This window comes from Roseateles subflavus (assembly GCF_030285365.1).
Classification (GTDB): domain Bacteria; phylum Pseudomonadota; class Gammaproteobacteria; order Burkholderiales; family Burkholderiaceae_C; genus Roseateles_B; species Roseateles_B subflavus.
The window spans coordinates 699,410-711,110 of sequence record NZ_JASVDS010000003.1; the positions used below are offsets into that span (position 1 = coordinate 699,410).

Sequence of the window (11,701 nt, forward strand, 5' to 3'; positions counted from 1 at the left end):
CGTCTGCGCATGTCCAAGAAGTCCTCCCACGTCAGCGAAACCCTCGCCACCCAGTGCCTGCGCCGCCATGGCGTCGCGTTCACCGAGCACGTCTACGACTATGTGGACCACGGCGGCACGGCCGAGTCCTCCCGCCAGCTGGGCGTGCCCGAGCACGAGGTCGTCAAGACGCTGGTGATGCAGGACGAGAAGGCGCAGCCGCTGATCGTGCTGATGCATGGCGACCGCACGGTCAGCCTGAAGGAGCTGGCGCGGCAGATCCCGTGCAAGAAGGTCGAGCCCTGCAAACCGGACGTCGCCCAGCGGCACAGTGGCTACCTGGTGGGCGGCACCTCGCCCTTCGGCACGCGCAAGGAGATGCCAGTGTTCGTGGAGTCGACGATCCTCGAGCTGCCCCGCATCTGCATCAACGGCGGGCGGCGCGGCTACCTGGTCGGCATCGAGCCCCGGGTGATCACCGAGCTGCTGTCGGCCCGTCCGGTGCAGTGCGCCAGTGCAGAATAGCGGCCCATGCAAGACCTCCTCTATCCATTGCTGGCCGCAGTTGCCGGCTACCTCCTGGGCTCGCTCTCGTTCGCCGTGATCGTCAGCCGCGTCATGGGTCTGTCGGATCCGCGCAGCTACGGCTCGGGCAACCCGGGCGCCACCAACGTCCTGCGCTCGGGCAACAAGAAGGCGGCGCTGCTGACGCTGCTCTTCGATGCGCTCAAGGGCTATGTGCCGGTGCTGCTCGTGGTGCTCTACGGCCAGCGCTTCGGCCTGGGCGAGGACAGCGCGGCCTTTGTCGGCCTGGCCGCCTTCCTGGGCCATCTGTGGCCCGTGTTCTTCAAGTTCGAGGGCGGCAAGGGCGTTGCCACCGCGGCCGGCGTGCTGCTGGCGGTCAACCCGCTGCTGGGCGGCGCCACGCTGCTCACCTGGCTGATCATTGCCTACTTCAGCCGCTATTCCTCGCTGGCCGCCATCGTGGCCGGCGTGTTCGCGCCCTTCTACCAGATGCTGATCTGGGGCGCGTCGCCCACCGTGCTGTTCGTCGGTCTGATGGGCCTGCTGCTGGTGTGGCGCCACGAGGCCAACATCAAGAAGCTGCTGAACGGCACCGAGAGCAAGATCGGCCAGAAGGCCGCCAGCGCGCCGCCCGCCGGCAGCAGCAAGAAGCACCCGCACGGCGAGGGCTACCAGGCCCGCGGGCACTCGCACCACCACGGCAAGAAGAAGCGCTGAGGATCGCGATGCGCGCCCGGCGCGCGCACGCGGCGTCTGCCCCCAGCGTCCACGCCAACGCCCGCCCATCCCCCGGCGGGCGTTGTCGTTTCAGCGCCGTCCCGCGGTGCCGGTCGGCGGTCAGAAGCGGTAGAGCCAGCCCAGGCGGGCGCCGGGGACGGTGCTGCGGTCCACCAGCGGGCTCGAGCGGATGCTGCGGCCGAGGCGGGTCACGCCCAGGTCGGCGAAGAGCGTCTGCTGGGCGTCCAGGCGCCAGTCCAGGCGCAGGCCCGCGTCGACGTTGACCGCCGAGCCCGGCGTGTAGGCGGCACGATCCGCGCGGGCCTCACCGGCCTCCACGCCGAAGTAGTACTGCACGAAGGCGGCATCGAGCCATGTCGCCGAGACCCGCGGCGTGAGGCCGAACTCACCCTGGGCGAACCGATGGTCCAGCCCCAGCTTGAGCTTGCGGCCCTTGCTGTGGCTGGCGGCGTCGCCCGACCACTCCGCCGTCAGCTGGCCGACCGGGCTGCGCAGGCTGGCGCGCAGGCCCAGCCAGGCGCTGGGGCTGCGCCGTGCCATGCCGGCGAGCACCGGCGAGTCGTCGGGCCGGTAGCCGTCGCGGGCGTAGCTGAGGGTCATGCCGAGCGCCACGGCGTCGTGGCGCAGGAGCTTGAGCTCCACGCCGGGCCCGGCCACGCGCACCCAGCGATTCTCGAAGGCGAGCAGGGGCATGAACTCGGGCTTGCGGTCGAAGTCCCGGTACGGGCGGGTGTCGGAGCTCACCCCGATGCCGAGCCCCCAGCGGGTCATGTCACCCGTCTGGCCCGCCTGGTCCGTCGAGGCGGCGGGCTCCTCGGCCTGCGCGGTCCGGGTGTGCAGCAGGCCGGCCGTGGCCAGCAGCAGGGAGAGCAGGGGCAGCAGGGCCCGTGACGAGAACCGTGTGGCGTGAGCGTGTGTGTTCATGGTCGACAAGGGGTGAAGGCAGCGGATTGTGGTGGGCGCGAGATTCCCTGCGCCGCGCGGGGGCTTTGCGGGCGCTGCCCGGTCCGGATGGCCGGGCCGCCGGCGGCATGAACCCACGCTTGCCGGCTTGCGGACCCAGCCGGGCGCAGGCGCGGGCGACAATCGGGCGAGTCCCGCTGCCTTGGCGCCTCCCTGCGCCGAGGCAGCCTGTTTGATGTCCTTCCCGATCTTTCCCAGGAGTCTTGAGAAATGAGCTCGATCGAACGCTTTGATGTGGGCGCCCGCATGTCCGAGATGGCCGTGCACGGCGGCGTGGTCTACCTGGCCGGCCAGGTGGCCTCCGATGCCAGCCTGGACATCACGGGCCAGACGGCCGACGTGCTGGCCCAGATCGACGCCCTGCTGGCGCGCGCCGGCAGCGACAAGACCAAGATCCTGCGCGCGCAGATCTACATCGCCGACGTGGCCGAGTTCGCCGGCATGAATGCCGCCTGGGACGCCTGGGTGCCGGCCGGCCACACGCCGCCCCGGGCCACCGTCGAGGCCAAGCTGGCCAAGCCGGAGTGGAAGGTCGAGATCGTCGTCACCGCGGCGGTCTGATCGCGCCTCCCGGACGACCCAAGGCAAAGGCCCCGTCAGCGTTCGCTGGCCGGGGCCTTTTTGCTGGGGCGGCTCGGACCGCTCAGGCGGGGATCTGGTACTGTGCCGAGCCCATGAGGTCGACCCCGCACTGCAGGTTCTCGGCCCAGTCGATGAACTGCTTGACGGCCGGGCCGGCCATCGGCGAGCCGTGCTGCGGCACGATCATCTTGATGTCCAGCTGGCGCACCATGGCCGCCCACAGGCGCAGGACCTTGTTGCTGACCATGTAGCGGCGGTGGAAGGCTTCCATGCGGCGCAGGTGCGGGCCGAGGTCGGTGACGGTCTCCTCGGGATTCAGGTCGGCGCCGATGGAGGCGCCCAGGTCCCCGGAGAAGAGGATGCGGGCGATCGGATCGTAGAACTGGAAGTTGCCCTCGGCGTGCAGGAAGTGGGCGGGCAGCGCGATCAGCTCGAACGCGGCGCTGCCGTCACCCAGGCGCAGGCGCTGCCCGGGGTCGGGGATGCCCACGATGCGGCCGATGGTCTTGCCGGGCTTGCAGAAGTGGGGTGCGAAGCGCTCCCAGATCTTGGAGATGTAGACGGTGGCGCTGGTCGCGGTCATCCAGCGGTCGAGCGAGGCAATGATGTCGGGGTCCGCATGCGAGGCCAGGATGGCGGCCAGCTTGTGCGGCGGGAAGTGCTGGGACATGCCGAGGTAGAGCTCGTTGTACGCCAGGTTGCCGCCCGGGTCGATGATGCAGCCGGTACCCTTGTTGACGATCAGGAACTGGTTGGACTGGACGGCCTCGCCGTCTTCGTCGCTCAGCTTGGCGAACATCAGACAGACGTGATCGTCCTTGCGGAACAACTCGATGGCCACGGGCTCTCTCCCTGCATTGGATGAGCCCCTACTCTAGGGGGGAGTTTGGGCCCCCGTCTTGAGGCATCTCAAGACGGGCGGTGAATTCTTGGCCTGGATCAAGAAGTCACGGTCGCGGGCGCCCGGGCGACAGCGCTGGGGCCCGCCTCACATGGGCAGCGATTCCCGCAGGCCGCGCGCCTGGCGCGCCGGCTCGGGGGACTTCTCCGGCGCGGGCCGGGCCAGGAGGTCGATCTTCAGCGTGCGGCCCGCCTCGCCGATCTCCACACGACCCGGCTGGCCGGCCTTGACGACCAGCCGCGGCCGGGCGACGGCCTCGGCCGCCTCGCCCTGGTAGAGCACCAGGTCCAGACGGTAGCTGGCATCGGGCAGCGCCTGAGGCGTCAGCTCGATGCGCCAGGCGGTGCCGCTGTCGGCCCCCGCCGGCTGGAAGGCCACGGTCGCCGGCTGCCCCTCCCGCGTGATGACGCGGGGCTCGCCCAGCAGCGTCTCGCCGTCGCGCACCGTCATGCGCAGGTCCACGGGCGCGCCCGTGCTCTGCGCCTGGGCCTGCCCCTGCAGGGCGTAGCCCAGCAATGACAGCAGGGCGGCGGCAACGACAGCGCCGAGGCGGATGCGCCCGGCATGGGCGACGTGGGTGCGGTGGTTCTTGAGCATCTGGACTCTCCGTTGAAGCGGATGGGAGGATTGCCAGGAGGCCGCGAGAGGCGGCCACAGGGCGGTGGAGGACGGGGCGCACCCCGTCTTGAGCAGGGCATGGGCATAGAGCGCCAGGTCGCGCGCCGGCGCGTGCTGCAGCACGACGGCATCGCAGGCGAGCTCCTGGTCCTGGGCAAAGCGGCGCAGCGCCCACCAAGCGAGCGGGTTGAACCAGTGCAGGCACACCATCAGCCGCGCCAGCAGCGTCCAGGCGTTGTCGCCACGGCGGGCGTGGGCGGCCTCGTGGGCCAGCACCAGGGCGCGCTCGGGGCCGGTGAAGCGGCGCCTGAAGTCCGCCGGCAGCACGAGCCGCGGGCGCCACAGCCCGACCAGCGCCGGGCTGCAGCCGGCCGGGCTGCGCCAGACGAGCGGCCCCCGCACGAGGCGCGTCAGCATCCGGCCCTGCGCGTGCCACTGCATCGCCAGCAGGAGGACGACGCCCGCCAGCCACATCAGCAGCACGGCGCCGGGCTCCCAGGCCTGGGGTGCCGCTGCCATCTCGCCGGCCGTGCCCGGCTGCGGGCCGAGCTGGGGGATCAGGGCCAGGACCTGCAGAGGCGGCAGGACCGTCGGCCGGGGCAGCTGCAGGGCGAGCTGCCCGAGCGGGACGGCAAGCCAGGCGGCATGCACGCCCCGCGGGCCGGCGGCCCGCATGAGCATCGGACGCAGCAGCGTCATCAGCAGCAGTGCGGCGCAGAGGAAGACCGTCTGCTGCTCCAGCCACTGCAGGCCCCGGATCGCCAGGGGCCCGGCCAGCAGCTCGATCACGGCGTCTCCCCACGGGCCTGGCGCCAGGCCCGGTCCTGCGCCTGTGTCTCCTCGCGCAGCCGGCGGAACTCGGCGGCGAAGCGCTCGGCTTCGGCCTTCTGCTCAGGCGTGAGCGCCGGGCGCGGCGTCTCGATCTCGCGCTGGAACGCAGCCGAGTAGGGGTCGCGCAGGGTGACGGTGACCTGTGCCTGAAGCGGGACGCCCAGCGGGCCAGGCAGGCGGGTCGCGAGCGTCTGCGGCCCCTGGCCGATCTGCAGCTCGACGAGGCCGGTCAACGTCTGCTGGCAGGACTTGTCGAGGATCTCGGCCATCGGGCGCACCGTGTCCGCAGGGCCGCTGTAGAAGGTGATGCCCAGACACCAGTCGCCCTGCCGGGACTGCATCGTGGTGGCGCGCGGGCTATTCAGGATGCCGTTGAGCGGCAGCACGACGCTCATGCGGCGGTGCTCCCAGGTCTGGCCGCCCTGCTGGCTGGCCAGCTCGATCAACAGGCCCTGGCCCTGCGGCGCCTCGGGCGCGGCGGCCGAGGCTGCCGATGAGCTCGATGAGCTCGATGAGGCCGGAGCGGGCACGGCGGCCTGCGAGGCGGGTGCTGCCGGCGCGGCGGTGGCGTGAGGCCCTGCGGGCGCCGGTGCGGCGGCCGGGGCCGGGGCGGTGCTGCGGACCGGTGCTGCCGGCGCGGCTGCCTGAGCCGGTGCCGCGGGCGCCAGGCTGCCGGCGGCCTGGGACAGGGCCGTCGCCCCCAGGCACAGGCCCAGCACGCCGGCGCGGCCCAGGTGGCGGCGCCAGGCCGGCTGTGCATGGCGGGCCAGCAGGCTCACGCGTTCCAGCAGGGGGTGGCGATGCGCCCATCCCGTGCTGAGCACCGGCAGATCGCGACCCGGGTGGGACTTGAGCAAGGCGTTGAGATAGACCTTCAAGAGGGACTCCTCCGAGGGCGGGTTCGTGACCGGCTGGTTGAGCACGGCGGCATCGCAGGCCAGCTCCTGGTCCTGGCGCATGCGGTGCAGCGCCCACCAGGCCAGCGGGTTGAACCACTGCAGCACCAGCAGGGCGACGGCCAGCAGGTTCCAGACGTTGTCGTGGCGCCGGGCGTGGACGGCCTCGTGCGCCAGGATCAGCGCCTGCTCGCGTGGGCTGAAGCGCTGGGTGAAGTCCTGCGGCAGCACCAGGCGCGCACGCCAGATGCCCAGCAGGGCGGGGCTGTCGCCGGCGGGCGCGATCCAGCCCTCGGGACCTCGCTGCAGGCGGGCGCCGAACCGGGCCTGGCGCCAGGCCAGCACCGCCACCACGACCAGCCCCCCGAACGCCCAGGCGCCGAGCGCGAGCCAGGGCAGGGCCGGCAGGCGCATCGCGGAGGCCACGTCGCGCTCCGGTGAAGGCGGGGCGGACGGGGCTGCGACGTCGTCGGATACCGCCACCCACGCCGGCACCAGCTCTTCCAGCATCACCGCCGGCGCAGGCAAGACCTGACCCTCGATGAAGCGCGGCAGCGCGGGGGCCAGCAGCACCAGCGGCACGAGCAGCCAGGCCAGGTAGACGGCGCCCGCATCGAAGGCGCGGCGAAGCGCCGGGCGGAGCAGGGCCATCAGCAGCACGGCGGCGCTGAACAGCAGGGTCTGCGTCGCCAGCAGGTGGAGCCAGGGATGGCAATTCATGCGAGGCCTCCTGCTTCAGCGCTGCACGCCGCGCGCCAGGCGCCAGGCACGGTCCTGGGCGGAGAGGGCGTCGGTGTTCATCGAGCTTCCTTCGATGTGCTCCAGCATGCGCTGGCGCTGCTCCGCCGGCATCTGGTCCAGCTGCCGGCGGAACATCAGCAGGAAGCGTTCCGAGCGGGGGTCTTCGACCCGGATGCTGACCTGCGCCTGCACGCCCTGCTGGGCGCCGTCAGGCAGGCGGACCTGCAGATGGGTCGGCCCTTGGCCCAGCGCCACGGGCTGGAGCTGGGTGAGGGTCTGCGTGCAGTGGGGGCCCAGAATCTCGGCCTGCGGGCGCAGATCGCCATCAGAGAACTTGTAGAGGTGCACGCCGAGGCACCAGTCTTCCATCGGCGCATGGAGATGGAACTGCGTTTGACTGTCGCGCAGGAGGTGGGCGAAGGTGAAGACCATGTCCTTGTGCTGCCAGGCCTGAGCGCCCTGCTGGCTGTCCAGCTGCACGACCAGTCCGACGGGCTTCGTCCCGGACACCGACTCCTCGCGGGCCAGGTGATCCAGCATGGCCTGGGTGAGCTCGTGGGTGCTGAGCGGCTGCGCCGCCTGCGCCAGCAGCGTCAACCCCAGGCACAGACCCGCGGCGCCGGCGCGGCCCAGCCGGCGCTGCCAGGCCGGGCGGCGGTGCAGGCGCAGGCCCTTCACGCGTTCCAGCAGCGGGTGCTGGTGGGCCCAGCCGGTGCTCAGCAGCGGCAGAGCGCGGGTGGGATGGGACTTCAGCAGTGCGTTGATGTAGGTCTTCACAAGGGGCTCCTCTCCTGAGTCGGGTGTGATCTGTTGGTTGAGGACGGCGGCGTCGCAGGCCAGTTCCTGGTCCTGGCGCATGCGGCGCAGGGCCCACCAGGCCAGCGGGTTGAACCACTGCAGGGCCAGCAAGGCCGCTGCGAGCAGGTTCCAGGCGTTGTCATGGCGGCGGGCATGCACGGCCTCGTGGGCCAGGATCAGCGAGCGCTCGCGCGGGTCGAAGCGCTGCTCGAAGTCCTGGGGAAGCACGAGCCGGGTGCGCCAGATGCCGCACAGCGCGGGGCTGTCCCCCTCGGGGGCGATCCATGCCCGCGACCCGCGCTGCAGCCGGGCATGGAACCGGGTCTGGCGCAGCGCCAGCAGCCCCAGCAGGCCGACGGCGCCGGCCATCCACAGGTCGAGCGCCAAGGGGCGACGGGCGGCCGGGGCCCGGCTGCCGGGGCCTGCCATGGCGGGGGCCGGGGCCGCCGCGGGCTCGTCGGCCTTCAGCCAGGCAGGGGCGGCCTGTGCCAGGGCCCGCGTGGGGGCCGGCAGGGCCTGACCCTGCAGCAGCCGCGGCAGGGCGGGGCTCAGCATGAGCAAGGGGACGAGCAGCCAGGCCAGGTAGACGGCGCCGGCATCGACGATGCGGCGCAGCAGGGGCCGCAGCACGGCCAGCAGCAGTACGGCGGCACTGAACAGCAGCGTCTGCGTCATGAGCAGTTGAAGGCCGGCGTGCTCAGTCATTCTCGTAGTCCCGGATCAGCTGCTTGAGGGCCTTGAGGTCGGCGTCGCTGAGCTTGCGTTCCGAGGAGAACTGGGCCACGAGCGGCGCCAGGCTCCCGCCGAAGAGCCGGTCCAGCAGGCCCATGCTCTGGCGCTTGAGCCAGTGCTCGCGCTGCAGCACCGGGCTGTAGAGATAGCGCCGGCCGTCCTTCTCGGCGCTGATCGCGCCCTTGTTGAGCAGGCGGTTGAGCAGGGTCTTGATGGTGGCCAGCTGCCAGTCCTGCCGGTCCTGCAGGGCGCTGGCAATGTCCTCGGTGCTCTGGGGGGCGCGGTCCCACAGCACTTCCATGATCTGGGCTTCGGCGTCGCTGATGTTCATGGTTAGATTACGGTTGTAAACGTTGATATTGTTTACGCGTGTAATCGATAAAGGCAAGCGCGCGGGATTAGGGAGTTACCCGAGGGTGAATGCAAAAAGCCCGCCGGGGTGGCGGGCTGGTTGAGGGGGTGGGGCGAGGGGGCTCTGGCGGCTTGGCGCCTGCATGCGCCAAGCCCTTCGGCAGGCAGCTAGGGGGCTCTGCCGCTTGAGGGCTTGCAAGCCCTCAAGCCTTCGCCAGGCACAGGACATGCCGCAGGGCATGTCCTGTGTCCGGGCTCAGTCCTCGTTCTTGAAGACGAGCTTGACTTCGTGGGTCTGCTTCTCGCCGGTGCCTTCGAAGCGCCACTCCATCAGCGCATTGGTCACGGCACGGTCGAAGATGCGCTTCGGCTCGGCCTCCAGGATCTCGACGCCCGTGACCTTGCCGTCGCCGTCGATCAGGATCTTGGCCTTGACGCTGCCACCGCTCACGCCCTTCTGCGTGGCCTCCCGCGGGAACTCGGGCGGCACCTTCTTCACGACCTTGGGGCTGGCATGGGCCGCGACGCTCAGCAGGGCCGCACCGAGAAAGGCCAGCAGCCAACGGGACAGGCCCTTCTTGTCAAACATGGAGCTCATGGCGTTGCGCTTCATCTGCATGGTTTCCCCTGAAAAATGGTGGCTCATTCGCCGGTACGGAAGAAGTCTACGGCCTGGAGCAGGCGCGTCGAGCTGTCCGTGAGGGCCTCGGTGGAGCGGGTCAGCTCGCTCACCAGGCTGGCGTTCTGTTGGGTGCTGCGGTCCAGCTCGTTCATGGCCTGATTGACCACGCCCACGCCGGTGGCCTGTTCCTGGGCGGAGTGCGAAATCTCCTCGATCAGCTGGCCCATGTTGTTGACTTCGTCGACCACACTGCGGATGGTGGCGCCGGCGTTGTTGACGTGGCCGGTGCCCTGCTCGACGCGAACCGTCGATTCCTGGATCAGCACCTTGATCTCCTTGGCGGCGGCCGCGGCGCGCGAGGCCAGGGCCCGCACTTCGGACGCCACCACGGCGAAGCCCTTGCCGTGCTCGCCGGCCCGGGCCGCTTCCACGGCGGCATTCAGGGCCAGGATGTTGGTCTGGAAGGCAATGCCGTCGATCACGCCGATGATGTCGCCGATCTTCTTGGAGCTGGCGCTGATCTCCTGCATGGTCTCGACGACCTGGGCCACGGCATTGCCGCCCGCGGAAGCCGACTGGCGGGCCTTGCCGGCGATGCTGGCCGCCTTGCGGGTCAGCTCGCTGGCGCCGCTGAGGTTGGCGGCGATCTCCTCGACGGAGGCGGCGGTGGTCTGGAGGTTGGAGGCCGAACGTGCGGTGCGTTCGGAGAGGTTGTTGTTGCCGCCGGCGATGTCGCCGGAGTTCTGGGCGACCTCGCGGGCCGCCGTGCTGACGCTGCTGACCACGCCGCGCAGCGCGCGCTGCATCTCCTGCATCGTGTCCAGCATCTGGCCCAGCTCGTCCTGACCCATGCTGCGGATGTCGTGGGTCAGGTCGCCCTGGCTGATGGCCTCGGCGGCGCTGCGGGCCTCCCGGACGGGCACGATGATGCTGCGCGTGATGAGCAGGCCGCCGCCTGCCCCCAGCACCACGGCGGCGACGACCAGCACGACGGTGATGATGACGGAGTTGCGGGCCAGCTCGCCGCCCGAGGTGGCGAGGTCATGAGCCGATTCGAACTGCAGGTCCACGAGCGACTTCAAGCCGTCCTGGTAGGCCTGCTGGGCGGGGCGGACATCGGTGATGAGGCTCTCGCGGGCCTCGTCGGGACTGCCGTCCGCCTGGATCTTCAGGAACTTGGCGACGGAGGCGAAGAACTTGGCCTGGCGCTCCTTGACGCTGTTCAGGACCTCGGTCTCCTTGGGGGTGTCGATCTGCTGCTGTAGGGCGCCCAGTTGCTTGTCGATCTCCTGCAGCGCGCCATCGATGGCGGCCTTCTGCTTCTTGATCTGGCGGGCCTCGTCCAGCAGCAGCAGGTCCCGCGAGGCGCGGGCGATGACGTTCACATTGCCTTCCAGCGCATTGGCTGCGGCGATCTTCACCAGGCTCTGGTTCGCGGTGCGGTCGAGATCCTTGGACAGCCGGTTGGCGTTGTTGGCGCCGTAGGCACCAATGATCACCAGCAGCACGATCAGCAGAAGGTAGCTGAGGGAGAGGCGCTGGCTGATGCGCAGGCTCGTCAAAAAGCTCATGTTCTTGTCCTCGCGGTTGAAGCCCGGTGGCGCTCGGAGTCACCTTCCCGGGGCGGGCACGCGATGCCGGCGGGACCGGTGCCGCATCGTGCCGTGCCTGTTGCCGATTGTGTCGGCAGCTATCCCTGCGCGGTGTGGATCAAATGCACTCAATTTGATGCGCATTTCGCAGTCCGGCGGCAAATCTGCGGCGCGCCGAGGCGTCAATCCAACTGCAGGCCCAGGCTCTGCGGGTTACCCCGCCCCTGGCGAATCAGCACCGGCTCGTCCCCGCTGAGGTCGATGACGGTCGTCGGCTGCATGGGGCAGGCTCCGGCGTCGATGATGGCCTGCAGCTGGCGGTCGAAGCGCTCGCTGATCTGGTGGGCGTCGTTCAGCGGCTCGTCCTCGCCGGGCGGGATGAGGGTCGTCGCCAGCAGCGGCTGGCCGAGCAGTTCCAGCAGGTCCAGGGTGACGCGGTGGTCGGGCACACGCAGGCCGATGGTGCGGCGCGACGGGTGCGAGACCCGCCGGGGCACTTCCTTGGTGGCCTCCAGGATGAAGGTGAACGGGCCGGGCGTGGCGTTCTTGAGCAGGCGGTACTGGCGGTTGTCCACGCGGGCGTAGTTCGCCAGCTCGCTGAGGTCCCGGCACAGCAGCGTCAGGTGGTGTTTCTCGTCGACGCCGCGCACCCGGCGCAGGGCGTCCGCCGCGGCCTTGTCGTCCAGGTGGCAGACGAGGGCGTAGCTGGAGTCCGTGGGGATCGCGACCACGCCGCCAGCATGCAGGATCTGCACGGCCTGGCGCAGGAAGCGCGGCTGGGGGTTGTCGGGGTGGACTTCAAAGATCTGGGCCATGGGAGGCATTGTGTGCC

At 70.4% G+C, this 11,701-nt stretch carries 12 protein-coding genes; 3 read left to right on the forward strand and 9 right to left on the reverse strand.

Features of this window, described 5'->3' with window-relative positions; translation table 11 throughout:
• Positions 1-9: 9 nt before the first annotated feature.
• Both QRD43_RS14160 and plsY read left to right on the forward strand, forming a co-directional pair.
• Positions 10-504 carry an aminoacyl-tRNA deacylase gene (locus QRD43_RS14160; protein ID WP_285983108.1) on the forward strand — a complete coding sequence of 165 codons (495 nt, stop codon included), beginning with the start codon at positions 10-12 and terminating at the stop codon, positions 502-504.
• Positions 505-510: 6 nt separating this feature from the next.
• A complete protein-coding gene (plsY, locus tag QRD43_RS14165; RefSeq protein ID WP_285983109.1) occupies positions 511-1,221 on the forward strand; it encodes a glycerol-3-phosphate 1-O-acyltransferase PlsY in 711 nt (236 codons plus the stop codon).
• A gap of 120 nt (positions 1,222-1,341) precedes the next feature.
• Here plsY and QRD43_RS14170 read toward each other — a convergent pair whose 3' ends face one another.
• The gene (locus tag QRD43_RS14170; protein ID WP_285983110.1) at positions 1,342-2,166 is read right to left on the reverse strand and encodes a MipA/OmpV family protein; all 825 of its coding nucleotides are present in this window, start codon (positions 2,164-2,166) and stop codon (positions 1,342-1,344) included.
• A gap of 249 nt (positions 2,167-2,415) precedes the next feature.
• Between QRD43_RS14170 and QRD43_RS14175 the strand changes: the two genes are divergently transcribed.
• Positions 2,416-2,766, forward strand: a complete 351-nt coding sequence (locus tag QRD43_RS14175) for a RidA family protein (protein WP_285983111.1) — start codon at positions 2,416-2,418, stop codon at positions 2,764-2,766.
• An 82-nt stretch (positions 2,767-2,848) separates the two neighbouring features.
• Here the strand turns inward: QRD43_RS14175 and QRD43_RS14180 are convergent, their stop codons facing one another.
• From QRD43_RS14180 to QRD43_RS14215, 8 genes are all read right to left on the reverse strand, one after another.
• A complete protein-coding gene (locus tag QRD43_RS14180; protein WP_285983112.1) occupies positions 2,849-3,628 on the reverse strand; it encodes an oxygen-binding di-iron domain-containing protein in 780 nt (259 codons plus the stop codon).
• A 147-nt stretch (positions 3,629-3,775) separates the two neighbouring features.
• Positions 3,776-5,095 (reverse strand): M56 family metallopeptidase, encoded by a 1,320-nt coding sequence (locus QRD43_RS14185; RefSeq protein WP_285983113.1) that lies wholly within the window; start codon positions 5,093-5,095, stop codon positions 3,776-3,778.
• Complete coding sequence (locus QRD43_RS14190) at positions 5,092-6,753, reverse strand: M56 family metallopeptidase (protein WP_285983114.1); 1,662 nt, start codon at positions 6,751-6,753, stop codon at positions 5,092-5,094. Before QRD43_RS14190 ends, QRD43_RS14185 begins: the two co-directional genes overlap by 4 nt.
• A 15-nt stretch (positions 6,754-6,768) precedes the next feature.
• Complete coding sequence (locus QRD43_RS14195; protein ID WP_285983115.1) at positions 6,769-8,277, reverse strand: M56 family metallopeptidase; 1,509 nt, start codon at positions 8,275-8,277, stop codon at positions 6,769-6,771.
• On the reverse strand, positions 8,270-8,635 hold the full coding sequence (locus tag QRD43_RS14200; RefSeq protein ID WP_285983116.1) for a BlaI/MecI/CopY family transcriptional regulator: 366 nt from the start codon (positions 8,633-8,635) through the stop codon (positions 8,270-8,272). Before QRD43_RS14200 ends, QRD43_RS14195 begins: the two co-directional genes overlap by 8 nt.
• Positions 8,636-8,911: 276 nt before the next feature.
• Positions 8,912-9,253 (reverse strand): TonB family protein, encoded by a 342-nt coding sequence (locus QRD43_RS14205; protein WP_285983117.1) that lies wholly within the window; start codon positions 9,251-9,253, stop codon positions 8,912-8,914.
• A 44-nt stretch (positions 9,254-9,297) separates the two neighbouring features.
• The gene (locus QRD43_RS14210) at positions 9,298-10,848 is read right to left on the reverse strand and encodes a methyl-accepting chemotaxis protein (protein WP_285983118.1); all 1,551 of its coding nucleotides are present in this window, start codon (positions 10,846-10,848) and stop codon (positions 9,298-9,300) included.
• Positions 10,849-11,051: 203 nt separating this feature from the next.
• Complete coding sequence (locus tag QRD43_RS14215; protein WP_285983119.1) at positions 11,052-11,684, reverse strand: L-threonylcarbamoyladenylate synthase; 633 nt, start codon at positions 11,682-11,684, stop codon at positions 11,052-11,054.
• Between the last annotated feature and the right edge of the window lie 17 nt (positions 11,685-11,701).